Origin of the sequence: Desulfovibrio sp. JC022 (genome assembly GCF_010470665.1) — a bacterium.
GTDB lineage: Bacteria > Desulfobacterota > Desulfovibrionia > Desulfovibrionales > Desulfovibrionaceae > Maridesulfovibrio.
The window spans coordinates 407,918-426,862 of sequence record NZ_VOPZ01000001.1 but is presented as its reverse complement, the minus strand read 5'-3'; the positions used below and the strand labels follow the sequence as shown (position 1 = coordinate 426,862).

Below are 18,945 nucleotides of genomic sequence, written 5' to 3'. Positions count from 1 at the left end.
ATTTGCAGTCCGTTAGGACTTTACGAACAAGATGCCTTATCTAGATCACCTCGAGTTCTGCGTGCAGTGCTCCTGCTACCTTCATTGTTCTCAGGATAGAGATCAGATCGCGCGGAGTGGCACCGATGGCATTAAGGCCGTCAACCAGCTCCTGCAAGGTTGCGCCTTCAACAAGCATCAGCCTGTTGTTGTCTTCCTCAACCTGAAGGTCGGTTTCGGGAGAGGCCACAGTCTCTGCACTTTCAGGAGCAAAAGGACCGGGCTGGCTGACGTCCACGCTTTCTGCGATGACGACCTGCAAGTTACCGTGGGCAATGGCAACCTTGGTGAGGCGCACATTGCGACCGAGGACAACGGTTCCGGTTTTCTCATCGACTACGACCTTGGCCTTGGTATCGGGGGCAATTTCAATATTCTCAAGAGAGGCCATAAGTGGAACCATATTGCCTCTGAAATGTTCAGGAATAGCCAGATCAACCGTGGAAGCATCAATTGCAGTGGCATAAGAACCGCCGACCACATTATTTATTCTCTTCACAACCTGCATGGTCGTTCCAAAATCGGAAAGACCGAGATTGATGGTAATTTTTTGCTGGCGGTTGAAACTAAAAGGAACAGATCTTTCAATGGTAGCACCGGAAGGAATACGGGCCACGGTAACCACGTTCTTGGATGCACTTGCAGCTTCTCCGCCTGCGGAAAAACCACCTACGGTAAGCGCGCCCTGAGCAAGGGCATAAACCTTACCGTCAATACCTTTAAGAGGAGTCATCAGCAGTACGCCGCCGAACAGAGACTTACTGTCCCCGATGGATGAAACAGTAACATCAAGGGGAGCACCGGGCCGGGCTGAAACAGGCATCTTTGCGGTAACCATAACTGCGGCAACGTTCTTCGGCTTGATGGAAGCACGGTCAACCTGAACACCCATTTTTTCCAGCATGTTGATCATGGAGGTGATTGTAAATGCGGAGTTGGTTCCGTCACCTGTTCCCGAAAGACCGACAACCAGACCGTAACCGACCAGATCGTTGTCACGGACGCCGCTGAAAGAGGAGATATCCTTCAGCCTGACCGCTTCAGCGGGCTGCGCGCTCATGAGTACGATGAACAACAGCAATGCGGCTGCCGCAAGCCCTGCTGTTGTGATGTTCATCCTGTTAACGAATTTCATTATTACCTCCATGTATGCCTCCGGCGGCCCTTTCGGGGAGTCTACCGACGGTCCCTCCGGGGGCTTAAACCCTTTTTGTAAAAGGGTTTAAGAATCCCAAAAACTTTTATTATGGCTTCGCCGTTTGAATTTATTAATCTTCTACAACAACTACTTTCTATCTTAGAAGGGCCAGACATTATCAAGAATTCTGGAAAGCCATCCGGGTCTCTGCTTGTCGGCAAGAATACCGCGCCCGTAGACTTCGATGTGTGCATCAGCAAGATAGCTTGATGCCACGGTGTTGCTGGGACCGATATCACGATGACGAAGCAGGCCGCGTACGACCAGCACCTGTGTTTCATCGTTAATGCGCACCTGACGCGCCCCTTCAACCTGCATTACATTACCGGGAAGAACCCTGACTACCCTGCAAGCAACCGAAGCAGTAAGGGTCGATTCATTCTTGGTTTCACCGGTACTTTTAAATTTGTTGGACTGTGCGGAACCGATAAGCGGCGTATTCCCGGCACCACCTTTCATATTAAAAGGATCAACGGCAGTGGCAAGACCGGCACTGAAATTGGACACGCTCAAGTTCGTGGTGTTCTCTTTTTCAGCCTTTGAGTTCGAGGTATGCTTACCTTTACTGGTCTCGGTCACAGTAACCACGACGATATCGCCGATGCGCCGCGCCCTGTTGTCATCAAAAAGATATTCAGAATCTGTAGACGCAAAAAGAGAACCGGGATTATTCATGGGTTCCGGTTCGTACTGGGCAGGCGGAGTCATAACCGGCATGGGAGTCGGTGCCTGTTTGGCAGGAGAACACCCAGCGCATATGGCTGAAAGAAACATAATTGCCAGCATTGATTTTTTCATTTTATTCATTCCTCCGCTTAATTACTTAACCTGAACTGTCTGGGCATTGACAACCGTCGCAACCACTTTACGTTTACTTTGCAAATTACGTACCGTGATTGTCTGACCGACACCGCCATCTTCAAGAGCTTCCACCGGAACAGTAAGCTTCAGGTGTTTGCTTCTAAATAAAAGAGTAACCTTGTCACCCCTTGCGATAACGGGTGCGGGCTCAATGGATGAACGCATGATGGGCTGCCCGGTCCCTATGGGAATTTTAACGCGCCAAGGCCCGCCCTTTCCATCCCAGACCCGATTGCCCAGATGAGCCATATTCTTACTCTTCCAAGTAATTAAATCAGGGGTCACTATCTCTTTCCGATTCAAAGGACGAACCGGACAGGGAACAGGCTTCCAGATATCCACGAAAACGGAACCGGACAATTGCCGCAACACCCGTCCGTCCACACTGACCACCTCCATCCTGAAACTATTGCTACCCGGTTTGAGGGCCCGGGGGATTTGAACCCTCAAACTATCCATAGAATCATTAAAAAATAGGTGGGTGGGAATTCTGAATTCCCTGAACTTCTGATCTCCACCCAAGGCTGCTGCCTGGGGAGTCAAGACTTTGACAACCGCTCTTTTAAGCTGCTCCTGGGTCATGACCTTACCGCCGGTCTGCATAGTCAGAGTGGCGGGGATAATACAATTACCGACCAGCTCACCGAGATAGTGCTGCAAGATAACCCTCAGCTTACTACGGTTCACTGTGACCGGCTTGCGCCCTCTGGCAGGGGCATTCCATAGTTCAACCTGTGAAAGGTCGGCCTTGGTCTGTGCCGGGAGGTCTCCGTAAAATTCGGCAACATCGCCAAGCACAACTCTCGGACCTTTGACCACGGCGGCAGACTTGATCTTGATCCGCCAGTTGGTGTTCTGCTTTGTAGCCGAAGCCGGAGCAGCAGCAAAAACAGCCACTCCTGCCGCAACAACAAACATCAGCGCAAACCTGCGAACCATATTTACAAAATCTGCCTTAGTCATGATAAACCCGTCCTGTCAGCTACTTGCTATCGTTTCACGTTAATGGCGGTCTGAAGCATGGAATCTGAAGTGGTGATGGCTTTGGAGTTAGTCTCATAAGCCCTCTGCCCGACAATAAGTCCGACCATTTCATCCACCAGCTCAACGTTGGAGCCTTCAAGATAACCCTGGGCAAGAGTACCGAAACGGTCATCACCGGGAGTTCCTTCGACAGGAGCACCGGAAGCTTCGGTTTCCAGATAAAGGTTTTTACCTGCGGCATTGAGCCCGGCTTCGTTAATGAAATCATAAATGGGAATATCAACAGCAGCCAGCTCAATACCGTTTTTATCCAGAGCGGCGAAATGGCCGTTTTCAGAGATAACTACGTTCACGGCTTCCGGCGGAACAATAAACTCAGGCTGCAAAGCATAACCATTTGAAGTAACTACGCGACCTTCGTTGTCGAGCTTGAACGCACCGGCGCGGGTGTATGCTTCTTCGCCGTTACGGTCGATGCGGAAAAAGCCCTGTCCTTCAATGGCGACATCAAGAGGGTTCCCGGTACTTTCAAAAGAGCCCTGACTGAAGAATTTATGAATGCTGACCTCTTTTACACCCATACCGATCTGCATACCTGTGGGCAGCTTGTTACCGCCTTCGGTTTCAGAGCCGGCAATTCTCATGGTCTGGTACATGAGGTCTTCAAATTCCACCCTGCTTTTTTTGAACCCCTGAGTGTTCACGTTGGCAAGGTTGTTGGAAAGAACATCGATGTGAGACTGCTGGGCAACCATACCTGTGGCCGCGGTCCAGAGTGAGCGCATCATAATAGTATCCCCCTATTTTAATTTATTACATCATTGCACGACCAACCTGCTGGATAACCTTCTGGTCAAGCTGGTCGGTGGTGGTAATCATTTTCTGGTACATTTCAAAGCTGCGCTGACACTCGATCATCGCAACCATTTCATTGACGACTTCAACATTTGATTTCTCAATGTAGCCCTGCACAACCTCGCCTTCAGCGGGAATTTCGCCCCCTTCATTCACGAAAAGATTTTCCCCGTTCTTTTTAAGATCACGGTAGTCTGCGGGCTGTACGAAATCGAGTTTGGCAACTTCCTGACCGTCAGCGTAAATCACACCTTCCCCGTCAACCACGACATTGGAACGCGGAGGAAGATTCACTTCTCCACCGTTTGCCATGATCGGGTAACCCTGCTCGGTTATCAGTGTTCCTTCAGGAGTAAGGGTAAAGGCACCGCTTCTGGTAAGATAGGTTCCGTCGCCTTTTTGGACCTTGAAAAAACCGTCACCACGGATGGCGAGATCCAGAGGATTCTCGGTTTTCTGAAAAGATCCCTGAGACATGTCGATCACTTCTTCGGAAAGTCTGGGACGGGCCATGATTTTGGCTTCCGGCAGCATATCTTTATCTCTAAGATAAGTTTTGGCATCGACGGCGCTGTCATGGGCGAACCTGATAAACGTGTCCTGAAAAGCGCAGTTGTCACGTTTAAAACCAGTAGTATTGACGTTCGCCAAATTATTGGCGCTGATATCAATCCTGTGTTCGTTGGACATGGCCCCGAATAGGGCACTGAAAATACTGGATCGCATGTCTTTTTCTCCTGAAAGAGGATTTACTCTGCATTAGTTGCTGCACCTACCTTTGCAAAGTACAGGCCAAAAGACATGGAGACAAAAAAAGAATCCCGGTCAAGCAGCAACTTGACCGGGACATATTCAATTATATCGGTATTTAAAAACTAAGCAGTATGATGCACCACTACTCCAACCCTGAGCTCAGGGACAATCCCCTGGGTCACATCAGGAGAGACATAACCAATTGTGGCATCCTCAACCTCAAAAGCAACAGTTGCATCAAGGCTGCGTATTCCCTGAGTCGCAGTGCTTATCTCTACATGCCCGGCCGGACCGGGAACAGTAGACCCCGCCGGACCGGCACTGAAGGTCGCCGCCGGAGCAGCCTGAACGTGCCCTGCGGGTCCTGCAACTATATTGTCAGTAAGTACCGGCATTTTCTTTATCCTGTTTTAATGTTCCGTATAATTAAATGATAATTCCGGAACGTGATAAGTCAAATCTACCTGTATGAGCAGGCAAAGTCAAAGCTTACCGAGCTTGCGGGTGTTATAATATAATGATACTCATTTATGAATCCGTGACCGAAATCAGTTGCGAATCGTTTTACCCTTTCCCATCTCAAACACTCATTCAGCACTTGACATTGATTCTGGTTACGCCTAAGTTGCTGAACTCGGTGCGGGTGTATCTCAGTGTTCCCAACGGGTATACATCTTGACTTTATGAAGTTTCAGGCGAGCCTCATACATTCGCATCAGCCTCAATTTGCAACCTTTCGTTGGGTTAAGATGCTGAGGTGGGCCTTTTTCGGGTCCACTTTTTTTTATTTTGTCCGCCTGAAAACCAGAAACACGGGGTAAGTCGTGGAACAGGGCTCATTAGCCAAAAAAGTTAGCCAGTTCGTGGAACCTACCATTGAATCAATGGGGCTGACCCTCTGGGGCGTGGAAGTGACTTCCGCCAACCGTCCCGCTGTCATCATTTATATTGATGGTGAAAAAGGCGTAAGCATCGACCAATGCGCAGAAGTAAGCAGGGACGTAGGTCTCATGCTTGAAGTCGAGGAAGTAATCGACAGCGCATACGTTCTTGAAGTTTCCTCTCCCGGACTGGAAAGAAAATTTTTCAAACCGGAGCAGATGTCCGCTTACATCGGTAAGAAAATGGACATCACCCTCGTATTTTCCATTGAAGGCCGTAAAAAATTCAAAGGCCTCCTTCAGGAGACTGACGAGGAAGGGCTCCTGCTCAAGCTGGAAGATCAGGAAGATCCCATCAAAATAGAATGGGATAGAATTAAGAAAGCAAAACTCATCCACGAGTTTAAATAAATTAATAAGGCAGTCATTCGGCTAGCCGGCACAGATTATGTGCCATGGAAATTGTGCCGAAGCGGAGGAGCGATATGGGTTCTGAACTCAAAAAAGCGATTGACCAGATCAGCAAGGACCGTGGGATCGACAGAGACCTGCTCATCGATACCCTTGAAGAAGCGGTACGTTCTTCAGTGGCCCGCAAATATGGCGACGCCATGGATATCGAAGTCAACTTCAATGAAGATGCCGGTGAAATAGAAGTATACCAGTTCAAGGTAGTTGCCGAGGAAGTTGAAGACGAGATCAGTGAGATCACCCTCGAAGAAGCAAAGGCGCATGATCCCAACGTGCAGCTTGATGATGAGATGGGCTTCAAGCTCAAGATCGAAGATCTGGGCAGAATCGCCGCCCAGTCTGCAAAACAGGTTATCATCCAGCGTATGCGCGATGCGGAACAGGAAATCATCTACGATGAATTCAAAAACCGCATGCATGAGATCGTCAGCGGCATCATCCAGCGTCGCGACCGCACCGGTTGGATCATCAACCTCGGACGCACTGAGGCTGTCCTGCCCAAGGGTGAACAGATTCCCCGCGAAAGATACAAACGTGGCGACCGGGTTCAGGCTTTCATCATTGATGTACAGAAAGAATCCCGTGGACCTCAGATCACAGTATCCCGCTCCCACCCTGACTACATGAGCTCACTTTTCAAACGTGAAGTTCCCGAAGTGGATGACGCAACCGTAAAAATTATGGGTGTTGCCCGTGATCCGGGACTGCGCGCCAAAGTGGCAGTTAACTCCGTTGACCGTGATGTCGATCCTGTCGGCGCATGTGTCGGTATCCGCGGCTCCCGCATCCAGAACATTGTTCAGGAACTGCGCGGCGAACGCATCGATATCGTTGTCTGGAGTCAGGACATCGCCATGTATGCCCAGAATGCACTCTCCCCTGCGGTCATAACCAGAATCGCAGTGGATGAAGACGAGAAAACCCTTGAAGTAGTTGTTCCCGACGATCAGCTCACCGTTGCAATCGGGCGCAAGGGACAGAACGTAAAGCTCGCTTCAAGACTGCTGGGTTGGAAAATCGACGTATTTACTGAAAGCCGTTACGGCGAAATGAACGCCGCAAGCAAAGGCCTTGACCAGCTGGCAAGTGTTGCTGAAATTCCGGTGGACAACTTTTTCTCCGCCGGCTTTGAAACCGTCAGTCAGGTAGCCAACGCTTCTGAGGAAATTCTCATGTCCATTTCCGGCATGACTTCCTCCAAAGTATCCGACATGAAGTCCGCAATCATGCTGCTTGGAATCGGCGACATTGAAGATGAAGAAATAGAAGAAACAGAAATCGAAGCTCCTGTGGAAGCAGAAGATTCGATAGAAGAAACTGAAACCGAAACTTCTGCACAGGTGGAAGAACAGGTTGAAGATTCTGTCAACGAAGAGTCTGAAACTCAGACTTCCGAAGATGAATAATATACTCCGGGGGAAACCCCGGAGACTCAATAAAGGCAGTTGTATTTGACCGGAAAGGACAGCACAGAAAAACATGTACCCACGAGGTCATGTGTCATTTGCAGGCAGCGTTTTGCCAAAGAAGAACTGTTCAGGTTCGTTGTGGGCAAGGGGGCTTCCGACAGCGGGCTTATTCCGGATGAAAAAAAGGTAATGCAGGGTCGCGGTTACTATATCTGCGACAATGAAAAATGCCTTGAAAGATTTAAATTTTTTCGGCCACGGAAGAAGAACTTCAGGGGGTAGCACCATATGGCTTCAAAAATCAAAGTAAAGGAATTAGCCGCCGAGCTCGGGGTTAATACCAAAGACATCCTTCAAAAACTCCGCGAACTCGGTGTACAGGCAAAAAGTACTGTAGCCAACATTGATGCGGAACAGGCAGAGACCATCCGCAAGGAACTTTCCGGTAAGCCCGGCAAAGTCGAACAGCGTGAGGTACAGCCCGGTGTAATCGTACGCCGTCGCAAAGCCAGTCGCGGCAAGGCGAAAGCCGAAGAAGCGGAAGCAACAAAAGAGGCTCCCGCAACAGAAGAAAAAAAAGAAGAGAAAAAAGAAGCTCCTGCGGATAAAAAGCAGAAAGCTGAAGAGAAAAAGGCTCCTGCAAAGAAGAAGCCTGCCAAAAAGGCTCCCGCCAAAAGCGAAAAGCCTATGGTTAAAGTGATCAAGCCTGAAGAAATTGAAAAGAAAGAAGACGCCCCCGTAGTTGAAGAGCCCAAAGCATCCGAAGCGGACACTCCCCCCGCCGCAAAGGAAGCTAAAGACAAAGAGCCCGTGAAAGAAGCTCCGGCTGAAAAAACCGCTAAGGCAGCTAAAGAAAAGCCCGCTGAAGAACCTAAAGACGAAGCGGACAAGAAACCTGCCGGCAAAGCTGAAGCAAAAAGCGAAAAAGCCAAAGAAGCCGAGCCTAAGAAGAAAAAGCGCAAGAAGAAAAAAGAAGTTGAAGCGCCCAAAGTAAAAATTATTTCCAGACCTGATCCCAACCTTCAGGCAGCACAGCGTGCAGCAGAAGGTCCGGGTGGAGCAAGACGTCGTCCTACCGACGGTGACAGACCCTCCGGTGGTCGTCCCGGTGGCGGAAGACCCGGTGGTGGTCGTCCCGGCGGCGGCAGACCCGGTGGACCTGGTGGTCGTCCCGGCGGACCCGGCGGAGGTAGACCCGGCGGTCCCGGCGGAGGTCGTCCCGGCGGCGGTGGCGGAAGACCCGTTCCCGGTGCACCGGCTCCCGGTAATGATCAGAGCAAAAAGAAAAAATTCAAAAAGGACAGACGCGTCGTTGAGTTCGGCAAAGATCGTCGCAAGACTGATCAGGAAAGAGAACTTGAAAGTAAGTTTCGCGGCAAGAAAAGAGGCAAGAAAGGCAGGAACCGTATTGAACAGGCTCCTGTTGTACAGAAACCTCTCAAGGCTGCAAAACGTAAAATCAAGTTCAACGAGGCTATCCGCCTTTCCGACATGGCCCACCAGATGGGACTTAAAGCTCAAGAACTCATCAAGACCCTTTTCGGTCTCGGTGTAATGGCGACTATCAACCAGTCCTTGGACCTTGATACCACTACCCTGCTGGCCGCAGAGTTTGAATACGAAGTTGAAAACGTATCCTACTCCGAAGAAGAACTGCTTGTGCCTACCAGCGAAGTGGATGAAGAGAAGAATCTCAAACCCCGTCCGCCCATCGTTACCATTATGGGTCACGTTGACCACGGTAAAACATCACTGCTCGACGCCATCCGTCACAGTACTGTTACCGATGGTGAAGCAGGCGGCATCACCCAGCATATCGGTGCGTACCACGTTTCCACTGAACGCGGTGAGATCGTATTCCTCGATACTCCCGGTCACGAAGCGTTTACCACCATGCGTATGCGTGGAGCACAGGTAACTGATATCGTTATCCTCGTTGTTGCAGCTGATGACGGCGTCATGGATCAGACCCGTGAAGCTATCAGTCACTCAAAAGCTGCCGGCGTTCCCATCGTTGTTGCTGTCAACAAGATGGATAAGGAAGGAGCCAACCCCGAAAGAGTTCAGCGCGAACTGGCCGATTTCGATCTCGTTCCCGAAGACTGGGGCGGCGACACCATGTTCGTTCCGGTTTCCGCAAAACAGGGTACCGGTCTCGACTCCCTGCTTGAAATGGTTCAGTTGCAGGCTGAAGTTCTCGAACTCAAGGCCAACCCCGATAAGTCCGCTCGCGGTAACATTGTTGAAGCAAAGCTCGACAAGGGCCGTGGTCCGGTCGGTACCGTACTCATTCAGGAAGGTACCATCAACCAGGGTGATCCTTTTGTCTGCGGCCTCTACCACGGTCGTGTCCGCGCCATGTTCGATGACCGCGGCAGGAAGATCAAAACCGCAGGTCCGGCCTTCCCGGTCGAGATTCAGGGTTTTGACGGTATTCCCGAAGCCGGTGATGAGTTCATCTGCGTAGCTGATGACAAAATCGCCCGCCGCATTGCTCAGGAACGTAAGCTCAAGCACCGCGAACGCGAACTGGCAGGAAAATCCAAGGTTACCCTTGAATCCTTCCTCGCTTCCAAGCCGAATCAGGAAGTACAGACCCTTAACGTGGTTCTCAAGGCTGACGTACAGGGCTCACTTGAAGCGATCAACGAAGCTCTTGCCAAACTGGCTACCGATGAAATCAAGGTTGAAGTCATCCACGGCGGTGCCGGTGCGATTACTGAATCCGACATCCTGCTGGCTTCCGCTTCACAGGCAATCATTATCGGCTTCAACGTAAGACCGACTGTGAAGATCAAGGAAATCGCAGAGCGCGAAGAAGTGGAAATCCGCTTCTACGACATCATCTACAAGCTGGTCGGCGAAATCAAAGACGCCATGGGCGGCATGCTCTCTCCGGACATCAAGGAAGAGTACCTCGGCCAGGCAGAAGTTCGCCAGACCTTCTCTGTACCCAAAGTCGGTGTCATCGCCGGTTGTATGGTTGCGGATGGCAAGCTGACCAGACATGCTCAGGTTCGTCTGCTGCGTGACGGCGTAGTAATCTACACCGGAACACTGACCTCGCTGAAACGTTTCAAAGATGACGCCAAAGAAGTTGCCAAGGGCTACGAATGCGGTGTCGGTCTTGAGAAGTTCAACGACATTAAGGAAGGCGACTTTATCGAAGCCTTCCAGGTTGTGGAAGTAGCAAGAACCCTCGAATAAGAATAAAACATCAGGGGCGGAACATTGTTTCCGCCCCTGATTTATAAATTTGATATGATAATCGGCGTACTGTCACTGGAATTCAGACTGCACGGAAACAGATCTCTCAAGGGAAAACGCAAAATATCCCTCAGCCTGAAGCAGAAGCTTCGAAACAAGTTCAACCTCTCCGTATCTGAAGTTGAAGCAATGGATTCACACGAAAGGCTGATACTCGCCGCAGTGACCGTAGCCAATGAGACACGCAAAGTGGAAAGCAGACTATCCAAGGCTCTCGCCATGATTGAAGCCATGGCCCCGGCTGAACTTGTCCACTGCGAAACAGAAATTTTCAGTTCCTGATCTTTATGATCAGGAATATTTTTTTAGAGGATATATAAAATGAAGACTTCTACATCACGCCGTTCCGTTAAAATGGGCGACCAGATCATGCGCGAAATCGCGACAATGCTCATTGAAGAGATTGCCGACCCGCGCCTTGAGATGGTTTCCATCAGCGGAGTGCGTATGAACAAAGATAATAACATAGCCGAGGTGATGTTCACCATGGCTGGAGACAAGGATAAAATCACTGCTGCGATCAAGGCCCTGGGCAAAGCCAAAGGGTTCATCCGCAGTAAACTGAGCAAACGTATCCGCGTCCGTCAAATCCCCGAACTCAGGTTCGTGCACGACAACTTTCTTGAGGAGATGGTTTATGGAAGCTCGACTGAAAGAGATATGTCGGATTCTTAAAGAAGAAGACGACTTTCTCGTTGCAGCCCATTTTAATCCGGACGGTGATGCATTAGGCTCCACCGCCGCCATGGGCTATATCCTTGAAAAGCTAGGCAAGCGTTACCGTCTCTACAACCAGAGCGGTAAGCCCGAAGCTATGGATTGGTTCGAGACTCCCTCCCCCATCCTCACTGAAATCCCTAAAGGATTTGAAGGCTGGTATATCATCCTTGATTGTGGCGATGCCCCGCGCATGGGTGAAACACTTATGAACGCCATGGATCAGGAAAGATCCATCAACATAGATCATCACATGGGTAATTCCGGTTTCGCCGCCGTTAACTGGGTAGACACCAACCGCCCGGCTGTAGGCGAGATGGTCACCCTTATTGCCCGCGAATTTAATATTTCCCTCTCCGGCAAGCTTGGTGAGTCCATTTACCTGTCCATTGCCACTGATACAGGATTCTTTACCTACAACAACACCAAGCCTGAGACCCTTGAAATCATCGCTGATATCATTCGCTATGGTCTTGATTTAGGTGATTTTGTACCCAAAATCCGCAACCAGTGGACCATGAAACGCATCAACCTCTGGGCCACAGCACTGGGCAAGGTTGAAATGCATCATGACGGGCAGACCGCCATGCTATTCATCCCGCAGGAAATGCTCGACGAATCCGGTGCAGGCGGCCCTGATTGTGAAGGTCTGGTCAGCTTTATCCTCCGCATTCAGGGAGTACGCGTTGCCGTACTTATCCGTGAAGACAGCCCCATGCGCTACAAGTTCAGCCTGCGTTCTCAATCCCGCGATAACGTGCAGGTTGTGGCTTCCCTCTTCGGAGGCGGAGGACACAAGAACGCGTCCGGCGGACTTATTGAAAACACCCCTGATACTGTTAAAGAAAGATTGATCGCCGCTATCGGTGATAAAGTGATGAGTTAGTTTTTTATGGGAAGAAAGCCTAAAAAAAGTCCATTTCAGAAGCACGGTGTACTTGTTTTACATAAACCGTCCGGTCCTACTTCAACCGACTGCCTCAATTCTATCAAACGTGAATTGAAGCAATACAAAATCGGTCATGCCGGGACTCTTGATCCTCTGGCAGAAGGCGTATTGCTGGTCATGCTCGGTCAGGCCACAAAGTTAGGGCCTTATCTGCTGGGACATGATAAAGTATACACTGGCAGCCTGAGTATTGGTAGAACTACAGACACTTACGACATTCAGGGTGCTGAGACTTCCACCGGGGACATTTCCGAGATCACGGAAAAAATGGTGGAAAACGAAATTTTACACTGGAATGACTTGACTAGTCAGGAAGTTCCTGCCTATTCGGCTGCAAAGCATAAAGGCAAACCGCTCTATGAATTGGCCAGAAAAGGGGAAGAAACCCCGGTCAAAATCAAGAGCATTGAAATATTTGATGCAGAACCGCTGGAAGTGAATCTGCCACTGGCCCGTTTCCGGGTTGGGTGCTCTGCCGGCACCTACATACGCTCCCTGGTCCATAGCTTGGGGTCGCGGCTCGGATGTGGCGCGGTAATGGAATCACTTAGGCGCGAAGAAAGCCGACCTTATCGGCTCAGTGAAGCGCACAACCTCGATGAGGTTCTTGCCGATCCTGAAGGATTCGAGGCACGGATCATTCCGCTTGCGGAAGCCCTGCCTCACTGGCACAGGTTTACCGTTTCGGAAACCATGTCAGGAGCCATCAAGAACGGAACAAGAATTCCTGTTGAGGATGTAGCTGCTGATCAGAAAGTTATCGAAGGTGAGAGGGCTATGTTCCTTGATACTGACGGTACAGCTCTGGCTCTGATGGAGACAAAGCAGATCGACGGCAAGCTTCTCTGGGTAATACTTCGCGGCCTGTGGGGCTGATTCCCCGCGGGAATTTCAACTTCCGGCACAAACTAAACATTCGCGTTCAAAACGTGAATTGGAGGATAACGCTATGGTTATGACTGCTGAAGACAAGGCAAAAGTAATTGAAGAATACCAGACCAAGCCTGGTGACACCGGTTCCCCTGAAGTACAGGTTGCTCTTCTTACCGCAAGAATCAAATACCTGACTGACCACTTCAAGAGCCACAAGAAGGACTTTCACTCCCGCACCGGCCTGCTGAAAATGGTCGGCCAGCGCAGAAACATCCTGAAGTACCTGAAGTCTAAAGACATTCAGCGTTACCGCGATCTTATTGCAAGACTTGGTCTGCGCAAATAAGCAGTTTCGGGGGAGGGCTTGCCCTCCCCTTTTTATTATATTCACACATTTGTGTTTTCATCTGACTTCACATCATATAGATGGTAGTTAGAATTGATTGAACGAAGGGATCCGTGCTCTCCTGCAATGGATTTTTAGTTGGCTGAGGAAGGGGTTCATACCCGCTAATGAAATCCTCCCTTAGCCGGCTGGAAAATTCGGACAGCATCGGGTTCCATTTATACAACTATTTTAGTGAGGAATCTAAATGTTAGTACCTTTTGAACCCCAATCCGTAACCGGTCGTGTCGGTAATCTCGACATCACACTGGAAACCGGACGTATGGCGAACCAGACCAACGGAACCGTTCTGATCAAGTCCGGCGGCACCGTTGTTCTCGTTACTGCCGTAGGCATGGCCGCAGACGGTCCGCGCGACTTTTTTCCGCTGACCTGTAACTACCTTGAAAGAACTTACGCAGCGGGCCGCATCCCCGGTGGTTACTTCCGCCGCGAAGTTGGCCGTCCTTCCGACCGTGAAACTCTGGTTTCCCGTCTCATGGACCGCCCCGTCCGGCCCATGTTCCCCAAAGGATACCGCGACGAAGTTCAGGTTATCGCAACCGTTCTTTCCGCTGATACCGACACCAACCCCGATGTTCTGGCAATGACCGGTGCATCCGCGGCACTGCACATCTCCGACCTTCCTTTCAACGGTCCTGTTGCAGCAGCACGTGTTGGTTACGTAAATAACGAATTTGTACTCTACCCCACCTACAAAGGTGTGGCTGAGCAGAGTGAACTCAACCTTGTCTTCGCCGCAACCCGCGACGCAGTAATCATGGTTGAAGGTAGCTCCCAGTTCCTGTCTGAGAACACCATTGCTGAAGCACTGGAATGGGGTCACGAACAGATGGCTCCCATGTTCGACCTTCAGGACTCACTGCGCGAAAAAGTCGGCCGTCCCAAGATGGAAGTGGCTGAGCCTGTAAAGGACGAGGAAGTTATCACCCTCGTTACTGAAAACTTTGCTGACGACCTCGACAAAGCCCTGACCATTCCCGCTAAGATGGAACGCAGGGATGCCAAGTCTCAGGTTAAAGCTAAAGCCAAGGCACTGGTCGAGGAAAAATTCCCCGAAGAGCCTGCAAGAGTTAAAGCTGTCGGCGATGTAATGGGTGACCTTGAAAAGAAAATCGTGCGTAAGCGCATTGTGGACAACGGCATTCGTATCGACGGTCGTGACCTGACCACTGTACGTAATCTTTCCATGGAAGTGGGCAGCCTGCCCATGACCCACGGTTCCGCCCTGTTCCGCCGCGGTGAGACTTCTGCTCTCGCTGTCTGCACACTGGGTTCCACCCGTGATGAGCAGCGTTTTGAAACCCTGATCGGTGAAGACACCAAACGTTTCATGCTCCACTACAACTTCCCTCCGTACTGCGTTGGTGAAGCAAGATTCCTGCGCGCTCCTTCCCGTCGTGAAATCGGCCACGGAACTCTGGCTGAACGTGCTCTTACTCCGGTACTGCCCGCAGCTGAAAAGTTCCCTTTCACCATGCGTGTAGTTTCCGAAGTAATGGACTCCAACGGTTCTTCCTCTATGGCTTCCGTATGCGGCACCACCCTGTCCCTCATGGACGCCGGTGTACCCATCAGCGCACCTGTTGCAGGTATTGCCATGGGTCTCTGCCAGGAAGGCGATGAATACTACGTCCTCACCGATATCCTCGGCGACGAAGATGCTCTCGGCGATATGGACTTCAAGGTTGCCGGTACTGAAGAAGGTATCACCGCAATCCAGATGGATATCAAAATCAGCGGTATCCCCGCTCAGGTTCTGCGCAATGCACTCGGTCAGGCTAAAGAAGCCCGTCAGATCATCCTTGATGATATGAAGAAAGTCATTGAAGCACCCAGAGCTGAACTTTCCGTTAACGCTCCGCAGATGGAAGTATTGCAGATCAACCCCGAGAAAATCCGTGATCTCATCGGACCCGGTGGTAAAAACATCAAAGCAATCACTGCTGAAACCGCAGCCGACATCGATATCGAAGATTCCGGTAAGGTTTCCATCTTCGCACCCACCCTTGAGTCCCTCAAGAAAACTGTGGAAATGGTTCAGTACTACGACCAGACCGCAGAGCTGGGCAAAAACTACGTGGGTACTGTTAAAAAGATTCTCGAAATCGGCGCGATTGTTGAAATCCTGCCCGGTCTCGAAGGCCTCCTGCACATCTCCCAGATTGACGTTGAACGCATCGCTGAAGTTACCGATGTTGTACAGCTCGGTCAGGAGATCACCGTCAAGGTTGTTGAAGTACAGCCTAACGGACGTATCCGTCTTTCCCGTAAGGCATGGCTCATGGAGCAGGCTGGTCAGGAAGTCGATCTTGATTCTTTCAAGATGGGTGGCGGACGCCCCGGTGGTCCCAGAGGTGGACGTGATGGCGGTCGCCGTGACGACAGACGCGGTGGCGGTCGTGACGACAGGCGTGGAGGCGGCGGACGCCGCAGGTAGTCCCTGCCTCAATAAGTCTATTCAAAGCCGCCGGGTGATTCACCCGGCGGCTTTTTTTTATCTACTGTAAGGCCCCTGACTTCTTGACCCTCACAAAAAGAATGAATATAAAAAGATTATAATTTAAAGAATCACACAGCTACACACAAGCGAGAACCATAATGAAATCACAGAAAAAACATCTGAAAAACAAACACTTATCTTGGTACATCAAGTTATTGTCGGTAATTTTATTTTTCCTCTTCCTGCTCAATATCAGCACCGCAAATGTTCAGGCAGACATTGATTTACCGTTAACAACTACCTCTAAAGATGGAAGTACAATTTCTTATGAAATATACGGTGAAGGTAAAATACCGCTCATCTTTGTTCATGGCTGGTGTTGCGATAGTAGATACTGGAGGATGCAGGTTCCCTTTTTCTCCAATAAATACAAAATAGTTCTCGTTGACCTCGCAGGACATGGACACTCTTCTGCTAAACGTTCGAACTATACAATGGAGTCATTCGGTGAAGATGTTGCGGCAGTCATCAATGCTATCAATTGCGAAAAAGCAATCTTGATCGGCCATTCGATGGGAGGCCCAGTTATTGCTCAAACTGCGAAAATAATCCCGGAGAAAGTCATCGCACTGGTGGGGATAGATACGTTTGAAAACATCGAATATCCACTCGATGAAAAAGGAAAACAGGAATTCCTTGCCCCTCTGGATAAAGATTTCCCCTCCGGAAGTCGCATGATGGTGAACAGAATGTTTTCAAATTCTACTTCACAGCGCATCCGTGAATGGGTGACAGCTGATATGTCATCCGCCCCGCCAGAAGTTGCACTCAGTGCCAACCATGCATACTTTGATCAATATGTGACAGGAGAGGCTGCTACAATTTTTGACGAAGTACGCCAGCCTGTTTATTGCGTAAGTGGCGAATTATGGCCCATTAATTATGAAGCCAACCGCAGGCATATGAGTTCCTTCGACGCAGTAACGTTGAAGGGCGCAGCACACTTTCTTATGCTCGCTCGCCCTGACGAATTTAACAGTGCTCTAGATAAAACAATAGAGACAATACTCGCGAATAATAAACTAAATTAAGACTCCACGGTAAATTCATCTACAGATGAACGCTAAACCCAGCAGGTAGAATCTCAGCTGGGTTTAGCGTTTCCTTTTACGGGCATCAAAAATACTTGTCCGTGACTTTCAAAAACTCTTTTCTTGACGGCCCCCCCCTTCTAGCGATAATGATTTTCATCCCCACTCTCATAAAACAGGAAATCATATGAATAAATCATCTCAGCAACTGGTCTCACCTTCCGGCAAAGGCAGGGAAACCATGTACGTACTTTTTGCGGCAATTCTTGTGGCTGTTACATGCGCAACACTCATATTTATCAATCAGAAACAGGCTGAAGTGGCAGGACTGGAAAATTTTCAAATCAGGGCATTCAGTGACCTGAACGACAAAGAACTGGCAGTTTTCAACGGCCTTTATACTGCGGCGGTTGAAATCAATGGAATACATGATGATGAAGAGGAATGGTTGACTGTGAAGCAGTTGGAGGAAGAACTGATGCCTCCCTTCACAAAGGACGCTTCGTGGAAGAAGAGCGGAAAGTACACTTGGGACCGGACCCTACGCCCAGCCGGGTCCATGGACATAGCCCTTTACACCGGACATCCGGAGAAAGGCAAAAAGATGGGGTCCTTCATTCTGCTTTTCCTTCACGACCACGCAAAAAGACAAGGGAATGCGCGCACAGAACCAACGCATGCCCCTTATGAAATCTGGTATCACCCAGCCCCTGACAAGGCTGCACCGCAGGTCGCCACAGATCAGGGTTTCATCTCCGCAGGCTGGAAGGAAGTAATCGCCTACAGCGGTGAAGATGAAGTTAAAAGAGTAAAAGGATAAATCATGTCACGCATAAAAATATTTTTATTAGCTGCCCTGCTGGTCATTTGTATCTCAGCGCAGGCTCTCGCACAGACCCAAGCCCAAAAACTGGTCATCGGCACCACTCTACATCCCTATTACAGCTTCGTGACCAACATTGTTCAGGACCGCGCCATCGTGCAACCGCTCATCGGTGAAGGATTCAACCCTCATAACTACCGCCCACAGCCTGAAGACATTAAACGGGTCATGAATCTGGATGCACTGGTGGTCAACGGCATAGGTCACGATGAATTTGCCATGGAAATCCTTGAAGCAGCCCAGATGAAGGACAAAATACCTGTAATTTTCGCAAACAAGGATGTTTCACTCATTCCCGTAGCCGGAAACATGGACGATCTTAAAATCGTTAACCCGCATACCTTTATTTCAGTGACCACCTCAATCCAGCAGATTTACACTATTGCAGCCGGATTAGCTGAAATCGACCCGAGGAATGCAAAATCATACAAAAAAAATGCACGTAAATATGTACGAAAATTACGCAAACTCAAAGCTAAATACATGCAGCGTCTCGCCGATCTGCCTGATGTGGAATTCCGCTGTGCCACTATCCACGGCGGTTATGACTATCTGCTGCAGGATTTCGGTCTTCAGGTAACTGCGGTAATCGAACCCAACCACGGCCTCAAGCCCACCGCCAACCAGCTGGCCAAGACCATCAAGAAAATCAAGGCTCTCAATGTTGATGTGATCTTCACTGAAATGCACTTCCCGGACAAATACGTGGAAACCATCCACGATGAAACCGGAATTCGTATCCGCCATCTTTCCCATCTAACAGGCGGATCATATTCCCCTGAAGACTTTGAAAGGGGAATCGAAGCAAACATGAAAGCCCTGACTGACGCCCTCATTGAGGCTCACCAGATCAAGGAAGGATAAT

General features: G+C 49.8%; 19 protein-coding genes. 13 read left to right on the top strand and 6 right to left on the bottom strand.

Annotated features, from left to right (window positions below):
* Positions 1-40: 40 nt before the first annotated feature.
* From FMS18_RS01850 to FMS18_RS01825, 6 genes are all read right to left on the bottom strand, one after another.
* Complete coding sequence (locus tag FMS18_RS01850; RefSeq protein ID WP_163292054.1) at positions 41-1,174, bottom strand: flagellar basal body P-ring protein FlgI; 1,134 nt, start codon at positions 1,172-1,174, stop codon at positions 41-43.
* Positions 1,175-1,336: 162 nt separating this feature from the next.
* Complete coding sequence (locus tag FMS18_RS01845; RefSeq protein ID WP_163292053.1) at positions 1,337-2,035, bottom strand: flagellar basal body L-ring protein FlgH; 699 nt, start codon at positions 2,033-2,035, stop codon at positions 1,337-1,339.
* Positions 2,036-2,056: 21 nt separating this feature from the next.
* On the bottom strand, positions 2,057-3,061 hold the full coding sequence (gene flgA, locus FMS18_RS01840) for a flagellar basal body P-ring formation chaperone FlgA (protein WP_163292052.1): 1,005 nt from the start codon (positions 3,059-3,061) through the stop codon (positions 2,057-2,059).
* A 26-nt stretch (positions 3,062-3,087) separates the two neighbouring features.
* Positions 3,088-3,870, bottom strand: coding sequence for a flagellar basal-body rod protein FlgG (gene flgG / locus FMS18_RS01835; RefSeq protein ID WP_163292051.1), 783 nt, complete (start codon positions 3,868-3,870; stop codon positions 3,088-3,090).
* A 25-nt stretch (positions 3,871-3,895) separates the two neighbouring features.
* Positions 3,896-4,663, bottom strand: coding sequence for a flagellar basal-body rod protein FlgF (gene flgF / locus FMS18_RS01830; protein WP_163292050.1), 768 nt, complete (start codon positions 4,661-4,663; stop codon positions 3,896-3,898).
* A gap of 149 nt (positions 4,664-4,812) precedes the next feature.
* On the bottom strand, positions 4,813-5,085 hold the full coding sequence (locus tag FMS18_RS01825) for a hypothetical protein (protein ID WP_163292049.1): 273 nt from the start codon (positions 5,083-5,085) through the stop codon (positions 4,813-4,815).
* Positions 5,086-5,514: 429 nt separating this feature from the next.
* Here FMS18_RS01825 and rimP point away from each other — a divergent pair, with 429 nt between their 5' ends.
* The 13 genes from rimP to FMS18_RS01760 all read left to right on the top strand — a co-directional run bounded on the left by rimP (position 5,515) and on the right by FMS18_RS01760 (position 18,944).
* Positions 5,515-5,982: a ribosome maturation factor RimP gene (gene rimP / locus FMS18_RS21010; protein ID WP_163292048.1), complete on the top strand. Its 468-nt coding sequence runs from the start codon at positions 5,515-5,517 to the stop codon at positions 5,980-5,982.
* Positions 5,983-6,056: 74 nt separating this feature from the next.
* Positions 6,057-7,448: a transcription termination factor NusA gene (gene nusA, locus FMS18_RS01815; protein ID WP_163292047.1), complete on the top strand. Its 1,392-nt coding sequence runs from the start codon at positions 6,057-6,059 to the stop codon at positions 7,446-7,448.
* Between the two features lie 39 nt (positions 7,449-7,487).
* On the top strand, positions 7,488-7,733 hold the full coding sequence (locus FMS18_RS01810) for a YlxR family protein (protein WP_306774070.1): 246 nt from the start codon (positions 7,488-7,490) through the stop codon (positions 7,731-7,733).
* Positions 7,734-7,739: 6 nt separating this feature from the next.
* Entirely contained in the window at positions 7,740-10,658 is a 2,919-nt protein-coding gene (infB, locus tag FMS18_RS01805) for a translation initiation factor IF-2 (protein ID WP_163292046.1), read from the top strand.
* A gap of 54 nt (positions 10,659-10,712) precedes the next feature.
* The gene (locus FMS18_RS01800) at positions 10,713-11,000 is read left to right on the top strand and encodes a DUF503 domain-containing protein (protein ID WP_163292259.1); all 288 of its coding nucleotides are present in this window, start codon (positions 10,713-10,715) and stop codon (positions 10,998-11,000) included.
* Between the two features lie 39 nt (positions 11,001-11,039).
* Positions 11,040-11,393 carry a 30S ribosome-binding factor RbfA gene (gene rbfA, locus FMS18_RS01795; protein WP_163292045.1) on the top strand — a complete coding sequence of 118 codons (354 nt, stop codon included), beginning with the start codon at positions 11,040-11,042 and terminating at the stop codon, positions 11,391-11,393.
* Positions 11,356-12,321 carry a bifunctional oligoribonuclease/PAP phosphatase NrnA gene (locus tag FMS18_RS01790; RefSeq protein ID WP_163292044.1) on the top strand — a complete coding sequence of 322 codons (966 nt, stop codon included), beginning with the start codon at positions 11,356-11,358 and terminating at the stop codon, positions 12,319-12,321. Before rbfA ends, FMS18_RS01790 begins: the two co-directional genes overlap by 38 nt.
* A gap of 6 nt (positions 12,322-12,327) precedes the next feature.
* Complete coding sequence (gene truB / locus FMS18_RS01785; RefSeq protein ID WP_163292043.1) at positions 12,328-13,260, top strand: tRNA pseudouridine(55) synthase TruB; 933 nt, start codon at positions 12,328-12,330, stop codon at positions 13,258-13,260.
* 73 nt (positions 13,261-13,333) lie between these two features.
* Positions 13,334-13,603, top strand: coding sequence for a 30S ribosomal protein S15 (gene rpsO / locus FMS18_RS01780; protein ID WP_163292042.1), 270 nt, complete (start codon positions 13,334-13,336; stop codon positions 13,601-13,603).
* Positions 13,604-13,850: 247 nt separating this feature from the next.
* Complete coding sequence (pnp, locus tag FMS18_RS01775; RefSeq protein WP_163292041.1) at positions 13,851-16,103, top strand: polyribonucleotide nucleotidyltransferase; 2,253 nt, start codon at positions 13,851-13,853, stop codon at positions 16,101-16,103.
* 161 nt (positions 16,104-16,264) lie between these two features.
* On the top strand, positions 16,265-17,197 hold the full coding sequence (locus FMS18_RS01770) for an alpha/beta fold hydrolase (RefSeq protein WP_203544485.1): 933 nt from the start codon (positions 16,265-16,267) through the stop codon (positions 17,195-17,197).
* Between the two features lie 187 nt (positions 17,198-17,384).
* Positions 17,385-18,017: a hypothetical protein gene (locus FMS18_RS01765; protein ID WP_163292040.1), complete on the top strand. Its 633-nt coding sequence runs from the start codon at positions 17,385-17,387 to the stop codon at positions 18,015-18,017.
* A 3-nt stretch (positions 18,018-18,020) separates the two neighbouring features.
* Positions 18,021-18,944, top strand: coding sequence for a metal ABC transporter solute-binding protein, Zn/Mn family (locus FMS18_RS01760; protein WP_163292039.1), 924 nt, complete (start codon positions 18,021-18,023; stop codon positions 18,942-18,944).
* Position 18,945: the final 1 nt, after the last annotated feature.